This window comes from Corynebacterium tuberculostearicum, assembly GCF_046097465.1.
In the GTDB taxonomy this organism is placed as follows: Bacteria; Actinomycetota; Actinomycetes; order Mycobacteriales; family Mycobacteriaceae; genus Corynebacterium; species Corynebacterium tuberculostearicum_I.
The window spans coordinates 1,651,187-1,668,191 of sequence record NZ_CP175799.1; the positions used below are offsets into that span (position 1 = coordinate 1,651,187).

Here is a 17,005-nt window from a genome sequence, read left to right on the forward strand (position 1 = left end):
TGCCTCTACCTTAGCCGTGCCACCCCATAAATCACATTAGCCACACGCGTTTCCCTAACACCTGGATCCACAATCTCACGGCGAACGCTTCCCACGCACCCCAAAGCTAAGAAACTGCGATTAAATCAAGATTAGAGAATTGACTTTACGATGGCTTCGGAGTCACCTTCAATCTTGACTTCAGCAGCATCACGCCCGAAGGACCAGAGGATGAGCTCGCCTACCTCGCCTGAAACGCGAACCACGGCATCGCCCTTCTCCACCACGCCATGCGTATCTGCGGCAACGATTCGCGGCAATCCTTCCGGCTGCAGAATGACCGGACGTTCAGATTTGCGCAAGGCCACCTTAGCCAAGGGCTTTAGGTAGCTATGCATCTGTTGCTTGATGCGTGCCGAAAAGTCGCGTGGGCCCATACCATTAGCCCGGCGAATATCCTCGTGGTGAACAAAGTGCTCCACAAAGTTTTGCTGTGCATCCACGAACCGAACCGGGTTATAGGCAGCAGGTCCCCTCCCCCAGTCATCAACCAGTTCATCAAAATCGCGCTCGGCCACCTTGCGTGATTCCTTTTCCAGCCGGCCGGACAGTGCGTTGACGAAGATGCCGGCGGCGGCATCGGGGCGGTTTTCCCGCACCCATAAATGCACGGCTAGGTCGCGGGTTGTCCAGCCCTCGCACAAGGTAGGGGCATCGGGACCAAGCTTATGAAATAGCGCTACCATTTTGGCGCGCTCAGCAGAAGAAAACGACATAAGCCCCAGCATACCGAGCTAACTGGCATGCTGGGGCTGTGTCTTACTTAGCGCGAGGAACCTGTGCTATTTACAGGGACTCGCGAGAAGCGTCAACGTCTTCTTCATCGGTAACCAAAGGGCCGGAGTTGGTCGGCACGATGGTCGGCAGAATAACCGGCTCGCGCTTGTACTTGGAATCCATGAGCTTGGATACCTTACGGCGCAGCTTCTGCACCATGCGGTAGGTATCGTTCTCGCCTTCAGCGGCGAGATCGTTCATGGTGTTTTCCACCATCTCCGCAACCTCCGGCACGATGCCGCGGTCATCATCGGAGAAGCCAGTGGTAGATACCGTTGGGTGCTCCAGCAGGCGCGAGGTGCGGTTATCAATCACACAGGTGATAGAAACCACGCCGCCGGTACCCAGGTTGGTGCGATCAGCCAAGGTATCAGCGTCCACATCACCCATGGACACGCCATCGACGTACAGGTTGCCCACCTGCATCTGGCCTACGACCTCGGCGCGCCCCTTGCGCAGGTCCACGACGACGCCGTTTTGTGCCAGCACCGTACGGTCGCGGTCCACACCGGTGGAGATAGCCAGTTCCTTATTGGCGCGCAAGTGGCGCCACTCGCCGTGCACCGGCATCGCGTTGCGCGGGCGCGCTGCGTTGTACAGGAAGAGGAGCTCGCCAGCGTAACCGTGACCGGAAGCGTGCACCTTTACGTCCTGGTTAGTAATGACGTTGACACCGATCTGGGACAGCATGTTGATGACGCCGTACACGGCCTCTTCATTGCCTGGGATGAGCGAGGAGGAGAAGATAATGGTATCGCCATCGCGAACGGTAATCTGGCGGTGCTCACGGCGAGCCATACGCGACAGAGCTGCCATAGGCTCACCCTGAGTACCGGTGGTAATCAGCATGGTCTTATGCGGAGCCATCTTGGCAGCCTCATCGATGGGGATGATGGTGCCGCGTGGAACCTTCAAGAAGCCCATCTTCTCCGCGATTTCCATGTTGCGCATCATCGAACGGCCGTTGAAGGCCACCTTGCGGCCGTTTGCCACGGCAGCGTCGATAGCGGCTTGGACGCGGTAGACGTTGGAAGCGAAGGAAGCCAAGATAACGCGCTGCTTAGCGCCGGCAACGAGGCGCTTGAAGTTGGCAGGAATATCACCCTCGGATGCCGAAACACCGGGGACAGTGGCGTTGGTGGAATCGCACAGCATGAGGTCAACGCCCTCATCGCCATAGCGGGACAGGGCTGGGAGGTCCGTTGGACGGTTATCCAGCGGGGTCTGGTCCAGCTTGATGTCACCGGTGTGGATGATATTGCCAGCTGGGGTACCCAGCATGATGCCCAAGGCATCCGGCACGGAGTGGTTGACTGCCCAGAAGCGTACGCGGAACGGACCGTAGGTTACGTCGGACTTTTCATTAACCTCGACGAACTTCGGCTTCTGGCGGTGCTCCTTACACTTTGCAGCAATAAGCGCGATGGTGAAGCGGGAAGCAACGATGGGGATATCCGGACGCAGCTTGAGCAGCCACGGGATAGCGCCGATGTGGTCCTCGTGCGCGTGAGTAACGACGAGGGCCTTGACCTTGTGGATTTTCTTCTCAATCGGGCCAAAGTCAGGCAGGATGAGGTCCACGCCTGGCTCACCGGAGGATGGGAAGAGCACACCACAGTCGATGATGATGAGGTCATCGCCGTACTCGAAGACGGTCATATTACGGCCGATCTCCGAGATACCGCCCAGAGCGTAAATGCGCAGGGCGTCCTTCGGCTGCTTCGGTGGCTCCGGCAGGCGCTTGGTCAGATCCGCGCCCTGCATAGACTTGGGCACGTTGCGGCGGCCACGGTTATTACGGCCGCGGCCCTTACCGTTGCCGTTCTTTCCGTTGCCGTTGCCGTTCTTGCCGCCGTGGTTATTGTTTCCACCGTGGTTATTGCCATTGCCGTTGCCGTTTCCACCACGGCCACGGCCGCGGCTGCCACGGGAACGGGAGCGACGGTTGTTGCCGCCACCTTCGTTGTGGTTGTCGGAAGAATTCTTCTTGCCAGAATTATCCTTATCGCCCTGAGCGGAATTATCCTGCGCGGAATTGCCCGCGTCAGTTGCTGGGGCTTGGAAAACTGGCGAAGCCGCCTCGTTAGAGGCGGTTTCGTTTTCCGCCGGTGGGCCCGCCTTGCGGGTCACCTTGCGGGAACGGTTACGGGGTTCATTCATTCTTAGAGGACTCCAGATTGTTCCAGATCACGGCGAAGTTCCTCGCGTTCCTCCCCGCTCGCAGCGGTGATAGGAAGACGGGTATCGCCAACTTCGATGCCCTGCAGGCGCAGGGCTTCCTTTGCAAACGTCGCTCCACCCAACCGAGCTTGTGCATGGGTTAGCGGAAGGAGCGTAGTGACATTGATTTCTCGGGCGCGGGCCATATCGCCCGCGTCGAAAGCTTCATAAAGTTCTACCAAGGCACGCGGTGCAACATGGCCGATAACGGAGATGAAACCAGATGCGCCGAGGGAAAGCCACGGCAGGTTGATCGGATCATCACCGGAATACCAAGCCAAACCGGTTTCTTGGATGAGTTCTGCGGCCGCAGGAAGGTCGCCCTTGGCGTCCTTTACGGCTTGGATGGTCGGCAAATCCGCAAGGCGGCGGAGGGTATCCGGCGCCACTGGGATGCCCGAGCGGCCAGGGATGTCATAGACACAGATCGGCAGATCCGTGGCTTGCGCGACTGCGGCAAAGTGCTCGTAAACGCCCTTCTGAGAAGGCTTGGAGTAGTACGGAGTTACCACCAGCAGGCTGTCTGCCCCCGCTTCCGCAGTGGCCTGAGCCAGCTTAATGGAGGTTGCGGTGTCATTCGTTCCGGCACCGGCGCAAAGCTTTGCGCGGTCTCCTACTTCTTCCTTTACGGCTTTGAGCAGCTCCAGCTTCTCTTCAACTGAAGTGGTCGGTGATTCGCCGGTGGTTCCACCAAGGATGAGCGAATCAACGCCATTGTCAACGAGATGAGCTGCTAGGCGACGACCTGCTGCAACGTCCAGCGCACCGTCACGGTCAAACGGGGTGACCATGGCGATGCCGATGCGTCCAAAGGTGTCGACGCCAGTCTTTGCTGTCATACCTGTGCTCATAGCCGTCAAGATTACCCTTTTGGCTTGCAATTAGCCGCATCGGGGTCTCGCGCGTGTTAGGCGTAGGGGCTTGCCGCCATCTGGGTCCCATCAGCCAGAGTGGTGATATTGAAATCATCAAAGAGCACTGGAGCCTTGCTTTGCAGCAGTTTCAGGCACTCCACCGCAACGTGGCGAAGCTCCTCGTCGGCCTGCTCGGCGGCACGAGCGCCAATAAAGTGACGCCACGCGCGATAGTTGCCAGTGACAACAATGCGCGTTTCTGTGGCGTTTGGCAACACAGCACGCGCCGCCTGACGGGCCTGCTTCTTGCGCAGGAGAGCGTTGGGCTCATCCAGCTTCTCTTCCAGTGCGCTAAGCAGTTCATCGTAGACAAAGCGAGTCTCATCTACCGCTTGCATTACCAATCGACTTAGTTGCTCGTCTTCAGCCACCAATTTAGGCAGGACCACCTCGGTCTCCTCCGGGTGAACAAAGCGCTGGGAGAGCTGCGAGAAGGAAAAGTGCCGGTGCCGCACGAGCTCATGGCTCGCCGACCGCGATAGCCCCGTGATGTACATGGTGGCCGTGGCATGCTCGAGCAACGCAGTATGGCCTACCTCCATGATGTGGTGCAGGTAGGCTTCATTGGTTGCTGTCCGGGGGTTTGGCTTATCAAAAGACTCGTAGCAGGCCCGTCCAGCAAACTCGACTAGTGCCTCTCCATCAGAGGCCGAGTCATCCGCGTGCCACTCCACGCCCTGCGGGGCGTGGAACTGCGTTGCGGCAATGAGCTGAATGTCTAGCTCACTTGCTTTAGCCATGGCTTAAAGCCCCAGGTACTTATCGAGGCCCACGACTAGGCCCGGGTGATCTGCAATCTGGCGCACGCCCACCAGCACGCCCGGGGTAAAGGAAGCGCGGTCATAGGAATCCTGGCGGATGGTCAGCGACTGACCTTGAGCACCAAAGATGACCTCCTCGTGTGCCACCATGCCACGGGTGCGTACCGCGTGAACCGGAATACCGTCGACGGTGGCACCGCGGGCACCATCGAGCTGCTTTTCCGTAGCATCCGGCATTTCACTCAGACCAGCCTCCTTGCGGGCGGCGGCAATTCCCTCAGCGGTATGGATCGCAGTACCGGACGGCGCATCCAACTTGGTTGGGTGGTGGAATTCGATAACCTCTGCAGTCTCAAAGAACTTGGCAGCCTGCTTAGCTAGCACCATGGTGAGAACTGCAGAAATGGCAAAGTTCGGCGCAATGAGGACATTGCCGGCACCGTCCTGCTTGGTCCATTCCTCCACCTGAGCCAAACGCTCCTTATCAAAGCCGGTGGTTCCCACCACGCAGTGGATTCCGTGGGCAATGCAGAACTCCAGGTTGCCCATTACCGAATCTGGCTGGGTAAAGTCCACGATGACCTCAGCGTGGGCGTCGATAAGCTGCTGCAGATCATCACCGCGGTCAATTTCCGCTACCAGTTCGAGGTCGTCTTCCGCGTTGACACCTGCAACGATTGCCTGGCCTACGCGTCCGTGCGCGCCTAGTACGCCAACCTTGATAGCCATGGTGTGTTCTCCTTCTTCAGCCACATCGGTAGTACTTTTCTCCCCATCCTAACGCGCATGGGGGTTGCGCAATTCCTCGCCTTCCTTGGAACGGACTTGCGCTCTCCGACGATGCCCCCTCACTCTCACTAGGATGGCGGGCATGCAGATCTATATCGCTCCGTTCCTGTAGACGACGTTGCCCGCGCTCACGATTTTTACGTCAATACCCTTGGCTTCCGAGTCAAGGATGACGTAACTCACGGCGATTTCCGTTGGCTCACCGTCACCAATGCTGAAGGTGAGGGAGATACCGAGCTGCTTCTGGAACCGACGGGCCACCCCGCCGCCAAAGACTACGCCGCAGCACTCAAGGCTGACGGTATTCCGGTCACGCAGTTCCTGTCCGCCGATGTTGAAAAGGAATACAAGGAGCTCAGTGACAAGGGCGTGAAGTTCACCATGGAGCCCACCGATGTTGGGCCGTCCATCATCGCTGTTTTTGATGACACCGTGGGCAACCTTATTCAGCTGGTGGAACTAAAGAAGTAGCCGCACCCTCCCCTCTCACACGGGTTAACAATTGCATCACTTCCTACAGTCCGTCCCATCTGCCCCAGTAGAATGGGTGTAACGACACGGTAAGCACCAAGGAAGTGATGAATATGTCTCCCTCAGTTTTCTCTCGCCCTCTCGCCGTGACCATCAGCGCAGGATGCGCAATAGCACTTGCCTCTTGTTCCAATGAGGACACTACGCAGGCAGGCGCACCGGCCTTTAGTGAGGTTCAGTCAACTACCGACACGGCTGATGCTCCGACCAGCTCCGCTACCCCCGCCGCTACTTCTGCCCCGCGCAGTACCTCGGCAGCGGATGCAGAAAAGCAGAAGCTTCCCCAAGACTCTGCCCCACTGGCATTCGCCGGTATGGGTACGGCCTCGCTCGAGGACCAACAGCACATGCCGGAGGGCTCGGAAACCTCATTCCCACGGGTGTGCGAGTGGGGGCGCACGATGGGTTCACCCGCGTCGTCATCGACCTGGAGGGCGAAGGTGAACCGGGCTGGTTTACGTCCTATACCGATAGCCCGGCCCAACAGGCATCCGGAAAGCCGGTTGAGGTCCAAGGAAATACTTTCCTCAACCTCGGCATTGAGGGAACGCCGTGGCCTTCTACCCCAGAACTAGAAGAAAAGTACATGCAGCCAGGCACTACCCCTGGTGCCGGGGTGGTTAGCGAAGTCAACTACACCACCACCTTTGAGGCGCAAACCCAGCTCATTATCGGTCTAGAGAAGAAGACCGCCTACTCCGTGACGTATCTGAAGGACCCGTCGCGCGTGGTCATTGACTTCCAGAACTAAGGTTTAGCGGCGCCTCTAAACGGTGCACACCTACGAAGAAAGGCTCTGTCTTCCAGCGAATAAACTGGAAGGCAGAGCCTTCTTTGGGTTTAGGGATTAGTCCTCAACCGGAACCAGGGAAATCTTGCCGCGGTTATCGATATCCGCGATTTCTACCTGGACCTTATCGCCAACGTTGATGACGTCTTCTACCTTCTCGATGCGCTCGTCGCCACCCAGGTTGGAAATGTGGATCAAACCATCGCGACCCGGCGTCAAGGAAACGAATGCGCCGAACGGCACGGTCTTTACCACGGTGCCCAGGAAGCGCTCTCCTACCTTCGGCAGCTGTGGGTTGGCAATGGAGTTGACCTTATCAATGGCAGCATCCGCAGCCTCACCGGTGGCAGCGGAAACGTAGACGGTTCCGTCATCCTCGATGGAGACATCGGCGCCAGTTTCCTCGGTGATCTGGTTGATGGTCTTGCCCTTTGGTCCGATAAGCTCGCCGATCTTATTGACCGGGATCTTGACGGAGGTGATCTTCGGAGCAAGGCCGGACATCTCATCTGGGGTATCGATGACCTCAGCCATGGTTTCCAGGATGGTGGAACGGGCATCGCGAGCCTGCTCCAGGGCCTGGGCCAGGACCTTAGACGGGATGCCATCCAACTTGGTGTCCAACTGCAGAGCAGTGATGTACTCGGAAGTACCGGCGACCTTGAAGTCCATATCGCCGAAGGCATCCTCGGCGCCGAGGATATCCGTCAGGGCGACGAACTTTTCCTTGCCATTTACCTCGCCAGAGACCAAGCCCATAGCGATGCCAGCTACCGGAGCCTTCAGCGGAACACCGGCATTGTAGAGGGACAAGGTGGAGGCACATACAGAGCCCATGGAGGTAGAGCCATTGGAGCCCAAGGCTTCAGAGACCTGGCGGATGGCATATGGGAAGTCCTCACGGGATGGGATGACCGGAAGCAGAGCGCGCTCGGCCAAAGCACCGTGGCCGATCTCGCGGCGCTTCGGAGAGCCCACGCGGCCGGTCTCGCCAGTGGAGAATGGCGGGAAGTTGTAGTGGTGCATGTAGCGCTTGGATTCCACCGGGGTCAGGGAATCAATCTGCTGCTCCATCTTGAGCATGTCCAGAGTGGTTACACCCAGAATCTGGGTCTCACCGCGCTCGAACAGGGAGGAACCGTGAGCACGCGGAACCAAGTCCACCTCAACGGAGAGGTCACGGATATCGGTAACGCCGCGGCCATCGATACGGAAGCCCTCGGAGAGGATCTTCTGGCGCACGATCTGCTTCATCAAAGCGTTATAAGCGCCGCGGATCTGCTTAGACGCATCGGCCTCTTCCAAGTCCTCGAACTGGTCCAAGAGCTTTTCTTCGACCTGCTCCATGTATTCATTGGTGGCGTCGTCGCGTTCCTGCTTGCCCGGAATGGTCAGCAGCTTCTCTAGCTTCTTTGCAGCGGCCTTTTCAACTGCCGCGAAGACATCATCGCCGTATGCCGGGAAGAGCGGGAACTCCTGGGTTTCCTTGGCGGCACGCTCCGCCAGACCGTTCTGGGCCTCACACAGGGTCTTAATGAAAGGCTTTGCTGCCTCCAAGCCTTCAGCGACGGCTGCTTCCTGCGGTGCAGGAGCGCCGTCGGCAATGCGCTCAGCAACGTTGGTGCCAGCACCGGCCTCAACCATCATGATGGCTACGTCGTCCTTGCGGCCCTTTTTAACAATGCGTCCGGCAACGACCATCTCAAAGAGTGCGCGCTCGTGCTGCTCGTGGTTCGGGAACGCTACCCACTGGCCTTCTGGGTGCTTATCGTCAGCAATCAGTGCCATGCGGACACCACCGACTGCACCGGAAACGGGCAAGCCGGACAGCTGGGTGGCGGCGGAAGCGCCGTTGATAGCAACGACGTCGTAGTACTCCTCCGGATCCTGTGACATCACGGTGACAACGACCTGGACCTCATTGCGCAGGCCCTTGACAAAGGTTGGGCGCAGCGGGCGGTCAATAAGGCGGCATGCCAGGATGGCCTCAGAAGAAGGACGGCCCTCACGGCGGAAGAAAGAGCCCGGAATCTTGCCGGCGGCGTACATACGCTCTTCTACGTCCACGGTCAGCGGGAAGAAGTCGAATCCCTCGCGCGGCTGGTTGGACGCAGTAGTCGTGGCCAGCAACATGGTGTCATCGTCCAAGTAGGTGGTCACGGAGCCGTCTGCCTGGCGAGCCAACTGGCCGGTTTCAAAGCGCAGGGTACGGGTGCCAAAGTCACCATTGTCTAGCGTGGCAATGGCCTCGGTAATGCCAAAGTCCTCGTCAATATTGAACTCGACGGAGTTCTGAACGCTCATTAAAAAATGTCTCCTTGAGTGGTTTAGGCGATCGTCGATGCCGCCTGGTCGAATTTTGTCTATGACAACGGTGTCAAATTCTAACAGAAAAACCACAAAAGCCCCGCCAAAGGGCGGGGCGAGGTGGCCGAGGCTGGGCCGAAATTAACGGCGCAGACCCAGGCGAGAGATCAGATCACGGTAGCGATCGACGTTGTTCTCAGCCAGGTACTTCAGCAGGCCACGACGGCGACCAACCATCAACAGCAGACCACGACGGGAGTGGTGATCGTGCTTGTGGAACTTCAGGTGCTCGGTCAAAGTATTGATGCGGGAGGTCAGCAGGGCAACCTGTGCCTCAGGGGAACCGGTATCGGTTTCGTGCAGGCCGTACTCCTTGAGGATTTCGGCCTTCTTCTCAGTGGTCAATGCCATGAGTATTTCTCCTTTATTTCAGTCCACATTATCGTGACGCATAAGCCAGCGCGATGCGCATTGCTTGTGCGTGCCGCAACTGCTGTGAACCGCAGTCGCTAAGCCAAAGAAATACCTTACAGCGCTCAGGCAGAGAAAATCAAAACCACACGGCTTCTAGGCTGTGCTTTTAGAGCTCGCTGAAGAGCGTCGAAAGGCGTTCGACAAACTCACGCACAAAGCGCTCACTATCCACACCCACAGCCACCCGGGCGGTGGGTGGCGCGTCCAATCGCTTTTCATCCGCGATTGTCCGTCCACGGGTAGGGCCGGTGGTGTCAGTCTTGAGGTTTATCGAAAGGACGTCGACAAGCGTGGCATCTGCTGCCACCGCAACGGCCAATGGATCGTGCAAACCGCACCCGCCCAAGTGCGGCGATGTGGTGGCGTAAGCGCGGATATAATAGTCCACCATGTCCGCAAAGATGCGGCCGGCGTGGGTGCTGGTAGCGCGCCAACGAGCGGACTCCGCCGTGGTCAATAGGGTGCGCAAGGTGACATCCAAGCCCACCATGGTGGTATCACTCGTGTGGCGGAACAGGTAATCGGTAGCTTCCGGATCCTGGGAGATATTGGCCTCAGACCACGGCGTGACGTTGCCAGGAACGGTAAGAGCCCCACCCATCATCACTAGGTGTGCGGCTGTGGCAAAGGAGGGGTCCTGCTGCATGGCCGCAGCAATCGTGGTTGACGGGCCGGTCGGAATGATTACTAGATCATCGCCGTGCTCGTGCACGGCCTCGATGAGGAACTCAGCCGCTGGTTGGGACTGCGCCTGGGTGGTTGCCGGCGGAAGCAGGACCTCCCCCACGCCGTTGTGGCCGTGGATAAAAGAAGAAATCTCGCTTGGCCGAAAACCATCCGGGCTAGGCCCGGCAAACACTGGAATATCGTCTTGGCCCAGCAGCTCTAGAAGAGCCAGGGTGTTGCGCACGGCCAAGGGCACGGTCACGTTGCCGTACGTGCAGGTCACACCGATAAGGTCCAGGTCTGGATGGGCAATGGCATACGCCAGCGCGAGGGCATCATCAATGCCGGTATCAAGATCGAGAATCGCCTTCATTTATTTCTCCCGCAGGAAGTAATCTTTCGCGGTCCAGCCCTGCGCCTTCGCATCGGCAGCGAGCACCTGGCGGGCCTTGGCTACGTCATCGGCCATCGCTTCTAGCAGCTCGTCTACGGAATTGAACTTCACCATATCGCGAATGTGGCCTACGAAATGCACCGTAGCCTCGTAGCCATACAGGTCAGCGTCGCGGTCGAGCACAAAGGACTCGATAGAGCGCTCCTCATCGCCAAAGGTGGGGTTGGTGCCTACGGAAATGGCGGCCGCATAGGCCACGCCAGGCCGCATATCCCCCTCGATAGAGGAATCAGAGTGGACGATGAACCAGCCCGCGTACACACCATCGGCCGGGATGGCCACCGTATCCGGGAAATACTGATTGGCCGTGGGAAATCCGAGCTCCTTGCCTCCACGTCCTGCGCCGCGCACTACGGGCCCGGTCACGGTGAAATGGCGACCGAGAGCCCAGTTTGCGGATTCGATGTCCCCCTGCGCAAGGCACTCACGGATGTGGGTGGAACAAATGCGCACGCCCTTATCATCCAGCAGCGGAACGATATCCACGCTAAAGCCAAACTCGGCACCAAAGTCCTGCATAGCCTGGGCGGTTCCGGTGGCGCCGGCGCCAAAAGTGAAGTTCTCTCCTACCACGATGTGCTGGGCTGCGAGCTTTCCTACCAATAAATCTTCTACGTAGGGCCGTGGCTCCACCCCAGCAAGGTCTCGGGTGAAGTCAATAACGAGCACGGCAGCAATGCCCATCTCTTCGGCCAATTCCAGTCGGCGTTCAAAACTCAACACCGACAGGGGCGCACGCTCTGGGAGGAATACCGACACCGGGTGCGGGTCAAAGGTCACCATGACAGGGCGCTCACCATGAGCGCGCGCATGCTCCACGCAGGCGGAGATGAGCTGCTGATGGCCGCGGTGCAGGCCGTCAAAGACGCCGATGGTTACTGACGTTGGGCCCACTTCCGCGGGGATGTCATCGATTCCGTACCAAATATCCACGCAGACCATCGTAGAGCATAGACTTAGAGGCTATGACTGATGCGCTCGCAAACTCCGGACTCGTCATCGTAGACAAACCCGCCGGCATGACCTCCCACGATGTTGTCGGCCGCCTACGCAGGTGCTTTCACACAAAGAAGGTAGGCCACGCCGGCACCCTCGACCCCATGGCCACCGGCGTGCTTGTCCTTGGCATGGAGCGTGGCACCAAATTCTTGGCCCACATGGTTGCCTCCACTAAGTCCTATGACGCCACCATTCGCCTGGGCGCCGCCACCACAACCGATGACGCCGAGGGAGAATACTCTTGGGGCGCTAGCGCTGCAGCCATTGACCGCGCCGCAATCGAGGCAGAGATTGCCAAGCTCACCGGCGACATCATGCAGAAGCCCGCGGCCGTTTCCGCTATTAAAATTAACGGCCGCCGCGCCCATGAGCTGGTGCGGGAGGGCCAGGAGGTAGACATTCCCGCCCGCCCAGTAACGGTAGATAAGTTTGACGTTCTGGCAGAGCGCCGCGAGGGCGACTACATCGATCTAGACGTCACGGTGGATTGTTCTTCCGGTACCTATATTCGCTCCCTAGCCCGCGATCTGGGCGAGGCCCTGAAGGTGGGCGGGCACCTGACCGCCTTGCGCCGCACTGAGGTGGGGCCTTTTGCGCTTGCCGACGCCCTCTCGCTCGACGCCCTGGCCGATTCCCCGCGCCTTTCCCTCAGCTTGGATGAGGCCTTGGCTCGCTGCTTCCCCGTCCTTTCCGTCACAGAGGAGGAGGCAGCCGCCCTCGCCATGGGCAAGTGGCTAGAGCCCCGCGGACTCAAGGGCGTCCACGCTGCTGTGGCCCCTAATGGCCAAGCGGTGGCGCTCATTAAAGAAAAAGGCAAGCGCCTGGCCACCGTATTTGTGGCACGGCCCTCTACCCTTTAGCGGATAAAGTCTAAAGCCGGAACCGAGGTGGAAACGATAACGTAGCCATCTCTGATTACCCAGCGCCCGGTGATAAAAGGCACCGGTGTGGGCCTAGCCAAAATATAGGAAATAAGCGTGCCATCCTCGCGCAGGTCGATTTCTGCCTGGTCAAAGTCCAACCAACGAAAGGTCATGGGAAACCACGACTTATACGTGGCCTCCTTGGCACAGAAGAGCAAACGATCCGGGCAGGTAATCCCCGCCTCACGAAGCCGCAAAAGCTGCGGCATCTCCCCTGCCCGAGCAATCATGGTGAGCACATGATCTGGCAGCGGTTCGGCGGGTTCTGCATCCAGGCCTACGGATTTTAAGGCTGAGGTAGGGGCAACCACCGCAGCCCGCATCCCCTCGGTATGCGTCATCGAGCCGACAAAACCTTCTGGCCACAGCGGCATGCCGCGCTCGCCGCGCAAAATCGGCGTTGCCGGATTGGCACCTAATTCCTGCAAGGCTCGGTGCGCACACCACCGAGCATCACCGAACTCGGCCTTGCGCACATCAACTGCCTGGGAAACGAGAGACTTTTCTTCAGCCGCGAGGCCTTCAAAATTAGCCAAATCCGCATAGCCCGAATCCGTGCGCACATAGCAATAGCGCGCACTTTCAGGAAATAGCTCTGGATACATCATCGTGCCTCCTCCCCTTCAAAAGAACGCAGTACCGGATAGGGCCACGTCTGGGTGCTGTCGCGCCCCTGCCATTCGCGTGGATACCCCAATGACGTCTCGATGTGGTCAACGCCGTCCACATTCATGCGAGACGGCATATGAAGGTGCCCATAGATGACGGACTGCGCGTTATAGCGCCGCGGCCACGACCGCGTATGCCTAGTTCCGCACCACAAGGCAATTTCCGGAAAGCGCAATAGCATTGTCGGTTCTTGGACCAGCGGCCAATGGTTAACCAACACGGTAGGACCATGTACTCGGGAAAGGCGCTTGATGGAATAGGCCAACCTGTCCCAACACCACGCCCGCACGTCTACGAAGGGGGCGATGGCGAACTCATCGGTCATCATCAGTTGTTTTGCGCGCGCCGCCTCAATGGCTTCGTCCACGCTAAGGCCATGCGGACGGAAACTGTAATCATACAAAGTAAATAGCGGAACGATGGTGGTCCCGTGAAATACCGGATACGGGTCTTCGGGAGTGATAACTCCAATCTCCCTGCACCTTTCCACTAGGTGCGCATACTTTTCTCGGCCTTGATACCGATCCTGGGAGCGGGAGAATAACTCATGGTTGCCCGGCACCCAGATGACCCTGGCATAGCGATCATTGAGCTGGCGCAAAATACGAATGATGAGATCGGTACGCTCTGCGACGTCCCCAGCTACAATCAGCCAATCCGCAGGATCGGGCGGAGTAAGCTGATCAATGCGCTCGCTATTGGCGCTGACCGCTCCATGCAGGTCAGAAACCGCCCACACTGTTGGCATAGGTTTCTCACCTGTCTTCCTAGAAGCTGCGCGCTGCACGTAGCCGCACACCACGCGAGAGTATCAACACGCCCACTTTAGCGCAGCTAGCCCTCCTGCACTACGGCCCATTTCATCGATCGGAACCGGTAGACGACACCCACCATGCGGAAAGCAATGAAGGCGGCAAGTCCACACCACACGCCGGTTAAGCCTGTGCCCATAAAGTGCGCCAAGATAACGCCCGGCAAAAATCCCACTAGGACCGAAGAAATGGTCAGCGTGCGCAGGAACGCAGCATCGCCGGCGCCGAGCAAGACACCATCGAAGGCGAAGACCACGCCACCGCCGATAACCATGGCTACCAGGATCCACCACGGCTGGGAGATGGCATCGAGCACTTCCGGAGAGGAGGTGAAGATACGCGGAATAATCCCTGCACCAGCAGCAAATACGACAGCCAAGAGGCCAGAGAAAATCGTAGAGTACAACGCCACCTTGCTGCCCACACTGCGTGCGTGCCGCGCAGAGCCAGCACCTAGTGCAGCACCAGTCAATGATTGCGCGGCAATGGCCAACGAATCCAAGATGAGGGACATGAAGTTCCACAGCTGCATCATGATCTGGTGACCGGCCAAAGAAGCGGTACCAACGCGGGAAACCACAGCCGTGGCGGTAAGAAAGGCCACCTGGAAGCTGGCTGAACGCAAAATAAGATCGCGGCCTAAGATGAGCTGTTCGCGTACCACATGCCATTGAAATTGCCAGGAGCCGGTATGTTCCTTATGCAATTCGCGGACGAATAGCGCGGCAATAATGCTCATGCCTAATACCGTGGCAATGGCCGAGCCTGCCAGCCCCCAGAAATGGACGAAGATGGGCACCGCAATAGCGCCGGGAATCATGCCAGACAACGTAAAGTACAGCGGCTTCTTCGTATCTTGGACACCGCGCATCCAGCCATTTCCGGCCATTTCCACCAAAGTAACGGGAATAGCCAGTGCTGCGATGCGCAGCCACAAGGCCGTCCCGGCGGCCGTGGTGGGATCACCGGTTAAGGCGCGTGCAAATACGCCGCCAAAAATCCACATGATTACCGCGAGCAGCCCGCCTACTCCTAGGGCCACATAGGTGGCTTGCACGCCTTCAGCAACCGCAGCTTCGCGTTTGCCGGAGCCAAAGAGCCGAGCAGAACGAGCGGTCGTGCCGTAGGACAAGAAAGTCAACTGTGTCGTCACCACGGAGTGAATTGTGGTGGCTGCAGCAAGTGAGGCGAGCTCTTGGGCACCTAGACGACCAACAACCGCGGTATCTAGCAAAAGGTAGAGCGGCATGGCCGCAAGTACGCCAAGCGCGGGAAACGCGAGGCCAAAGACCTCGCGTGCGGTTACCGTGCCAGCGGTGGAGCGATCCTGAGCGTTCATTCCATCCGTCTGCCTATTTCTCATTGGATAGCGGCCACCAATTCCTTAATAATTTTTTCCGGAGCCCCGTAGGCGGTATAGCCCGCGGCCGGTACATGCCCGCCGCCGCCGAAGGTTAGCGCCACCGAAGAACAATCGATGCGAGAAGAACGCAAAGAAACTGCCCACACCTCCGGAGCTTGTTCCTTAAACACCACGCCGACGGTGGTTCCTTCAAGCGCGCGAACGAACTCCACTAGTGATTCGACAGCCGAATCGGAGTGTCCCTGGATATCTTCCAGCCGCGCGACGAGAATGCCTAGGGTGTGCTCCCCTGCTTCTTCGAGGCGCAAACCGGCCAATACCCTACCGATCATCTGAAGATCGTCCGGAGTGGTGGAATCTAACAGGTCAGCTGCGATCTGCTTGGTATCCAGATCGTAGTGCATGAGGCGGGTAGCAATATCGTGCATAGCCGGCCTACCCCAGCGGAAGCTGCCAGTATCGGTCATCAAACCGGCATATAAGCAGTGTGCAATATGACGGTCAATCTGAATCTCCAATGAATCCAAGATGCTCAGCAACACCACGGTGGTGGATTCACATTCAGTGTCCACCACATTGATGGCACCAAACCCTGGATTAGAAGAATGATGGTCAATGCACAGAACCCGGCCCTGCTGGGCTAGCTGCTCAATCCGATCCGCAAAAAAGCCCGTTCGGTCCAAAGAACCACAATCAACGGTGACGTAGAGGTCATAGCCTTCCGGCAGCTCACGACTAGTGGTGACGTCGTCGGCGGCAGGAATGGTGTAAAGGTTACGGGAAATTTCCCGCTCCTGGCCCACAACGGCACACACGTCTTTGCCCCGTTGGCGCAGCGCGAGCAGCAACGCCGCAGCAGAGCCGATGGCATCGGCATCCGGCCGCAGGTGCGTCACAATGCAGATGCTATGAGCATCATGCAAAGCGGCAACTGCCGGCTGGTATTGCTTCTTAGTCACTTAAGCCTCGTCTTCATCGGAGGTCTTATACGGGTTCGCATCCCCTGCCGGCTGGGCGTTTTCCTTCAGCTTTGCCAGTTCTTCATCGCGGGCGCGAGCACGGGCCAGAAGTTCTTCCATATGAGCGGAGGCCTCCGGAACGGTATCGACCTCGAAGGTGAGCGTCGGGGTAAACCGCACCGAGAGTTGATCACCCACAATCTTGCGCAGTTGACCTTTAGCGCGCTTGAGGGCTTCTTCTGCTTGAGCGAAGTCTGGCTCGGAGTCAATGTCTTTTCCGCGCACGGTATAAAAAACGGTGGCATCGTGCAGGTCGCCCGTCACTCGAGTATCTGTGATGGTCACCAACTCGAGGCGGCGATCCTTGATCTCGCGTTCTATGGCACTCGCCACGATTTCCTTAATACGCTTGGCCATTCGTGCAGCACGCGCGTGGTCAACCATGGTGCAACTCCCTCTCCGTCGAACTATCGATCTCTACCAAGATCTATAAATCTCTACCAAGATCTATAAAATTGTGTCCATCTTACATTACTCCGCCTGCATGTCCTGTGGCAG

The 17,005-nt window shown here is 58.2% G+C and carries 16 protein-coding genes and 1 pseudogene; 3 read left to right on the forward strand and 14 right to left on the reverse strand.

Features of this window, described 5'->3' with window-relative positions; translation table 11 throughout:
• Positions 1-131: 131 nt before the first annotated feature.
• Genes ACKFRX_RS07845 through dapB form a run of 5 tightly spaced genes read right to left on the reverse strand, consistent with a single transcriptional unit; the run spans position 132 to position 5,440 of the window.
• Entirely contained in the window at positions 132-767 is a 636-nt protein-coding gene (locus ACKFRX_RS07845; RefSeq protein WP_150851657.1) for a TIGR03085 family metal-binding protein, read from the reverse strand.
• Positions 768-825: 58 nt separating this feature from the next.
• Positions 826-2,976 (reverse strand): ribonuclease J, encoded by a 2,151-nt coding sequence (locus ACKFRX_RS07850; RefSeq protein ID WP_408919889.1) that lies wholly within the window; start codon positions 2,974-2,976, stop codon positions 826-828.
• A gap of 2 nt (positions 2,977-2,978) precedes the next feature.
• The gene (gene dapA, locus ACKFRX_RS07855) at positions 2,979-3,887 is read right to left on the reverse strand and encodes a 4-hydroxy-tetrahydrodipicolinate synthase (RefSeq protein WP_408919888.1); all 909 of its coding nucleotides are present in this window, start codon (positions 3,885-3,887) and stop codon (positions 2,979-2,981) included.
• A 56-nt stretch (positions 3,888-3,943) separates the two neighbouring features.
• Positions 3,944-4,690: an FAD-dependent thymidylate synthase gene (gene thyX / locus ACKFRX_RS07860; RefSeq protein WP_150851383.1), complete on the reverse strand. Its 747-nt coding sequence runs from the start codon at positions 4,688-4,690 to the stop codon at positions 3,944-3,946.
• 3 nt (positions 4,691-4,693) lie between these two features.
• Positions 4,694-5,440 carry a 4-hydroxy-tetrahydrodipicolinate reductase gene (gene dapB, locus ACKFRX_RS07865; protein WP_408919887.1) on the reverse strand — a complete coding sequence of 249 codons (747 nt, stop codon included), beginning with the start codon at positions 5,438-5,440 and terminating at the stop codon, positions 4,694-4,696.
• A 142-nt stretch (positions 5,441-5,582) separates the two neighbouring features.
• Between dapB and ACKFRX_RS07870 the strand changes: the two are divergent.
• Positions 5,583-5,971 (forward strand): annotated as a pseudogene (locus ACKFRX_RS07870) (VOC family protein).
• 448 nt (positions 5,972-6,419) lie between these two features.
• On the forward strand, positions 6,420-6,782 hold the full coding sequence (locus tag ACKFRX_RS07875) for a hypothetical protein (RefSeq protein WP_408919886.1): 363 nt from the start codon (positions 6,420-6,422) through the stop codon (positions 6,780-6,782).
• A 96-nt stretch (positions 6,783-6,878) separates the two neighbouring features.
• Here ACKFRX_RS07875 and ACKFRX_RS07880 read toward each other — a convergent pair whose 3' ends face one another.
• From ACKFRX_RS07880 to ACKFRX_RS07895, 4 genes are all read right to left on the reverse strand, one after another.
• Positions 6,879-9,125 (reverse strand): polyribonucleotide nucleotidyltransferase, encoded by a 2,247-nt coding sequence (locus ACKFRX_RS07880; protein WP_179386628.1) that lies wholly within the window; start codon positions 9,123-9,125, stop codon positions 6,879-6,881.
• 144 nt (positions 9,126-9,269) lie between these two features.
• Positions 9,270-9,539, reverse strand: a complete 270-nt coding sequence (rpsO, locus tag ACKFRX_RS07885; RefSeq protein ID WP_005278802.1) for a 30S ribosomal protein S15 — start codon at positions 9,537-9,539, stop codon at positions 9,270-9,272.
• A gap of 169 nt (positions 9,540-9,708) precedes the next feature.
• Entirely contained in the window at positions 9,709-10,641 is a 933-nt protein-coding gene (locus tag ACKFRX_RS07890) for a nucleoside hydrolase (RefSeq protein WP_408919885.1), read from the reverse strand.
• Positions 10,642-11,664, reverse strand: a complete 1,023-nt coding sequence (locus ACKFRX_RS07895; protein WP_408927622.1) for a bifunctional riboflavin kinase/FAD synthetase — start codon at positions 11,662-11,664, stop codon at positions 10,642-10,644.
• Between the two features lie 23 nt (positions 11,665-11,687).
• Here ACKFRX_RS07895 and truB point away from each other — a divergent pair, with 23 nt between their 5' ends.
• Positions 11,688-12,581 carry a tRNA pseudouridine(55) synthase TruB gene (gene truB, locus ACKFRX_RS07900; RefSeq protein ID WP_408919883.1) on the forward strand — a complete coding sequence of 298 codons (894 nt, stop codon included), beginning with the start codon at positions 11,688-11,690 and terminating at the stop codon, positions 12,579-12,581.
• Here truB and ACKFRX_RS07905 read toward each other — a convergent pair.
• The 5 genes from ACKFRX_RS07905 to rbfA all read right to left on the reverse strand — a co-directional run bounded on the left by ACKFRX_RS07905 (position 12,578) and on the right by rbfA (position 16,891).
• Positions 12,578-13,252 carry a 4'-phosphopantetheinyl transferase gene (locus tag ACKFRX_RS07905; RefSeq protein WP_408919882.1) on the reverse strand — a complete coding sequence of 225 codons (675 nt, stop codon included), beginning with the start codon at positions 13,250-13,252 and terminating at the stop codon, positions 12,578-12,580. The genes truB and ACKFRX_RS07905 overlap by 4 nt on opposite strands.
• Positions 13,249-14,061, reverse strand: a complete 813-nt coding sequence (locus tag ACKFRX_RS07910) for a metallophosphoesterase (protein ID WP_005325166.1) — start codon at positions 14,059-14,061, stop codon at positions 13,249-13,251. Before ACKFRX_RS07910 ends, ACKFRX_RS07905 begins: the two co-directional genes overlap by 4 nt.
• An 86-nt stretch (positions 14,062-14,147) precedes the next feature.
• Complete coding sequence (locus ACKFRX_RS07915) at positions 14,148-15,464, reverse strand: MATE family efflux transporter (RefSeq protein ID WP_408922106.1); 1,317 nt, start codon at positions 15,462-15,464, stop codon at positions 14,148-14,150.
• 20 nt (positions 15,465-15,484) lie between these two features.
• Positions 15,485-16,447 carry a bifunctional oligoribonuclease/PAP phosphatase NrnA gene (locus ACKFRX_RS07920; RefSeq protein ID WP_239194446.1) on the reverse strand — a complete coding sequence of 321 codons (963 nt, stop codon included), beginning with the start codon at positions 16,445-16,447 and terminating at the stop codon, positions 15,485-15,487.
• On the reverse strand, positions 16,448-16,891 hold the full coding sequence (gene rbfA, locus ACKFRX_RS07925) for a 30S ribosome-binding factor RbfA (protein ID WP_150851478.1): 444 nt from the start codon (positions 16,889-16,891) through the stop codon (positions 16,448-16,450).
• Between the last annotated feature and the right edge of the window lie 114 nt (positions 16,892-17,005).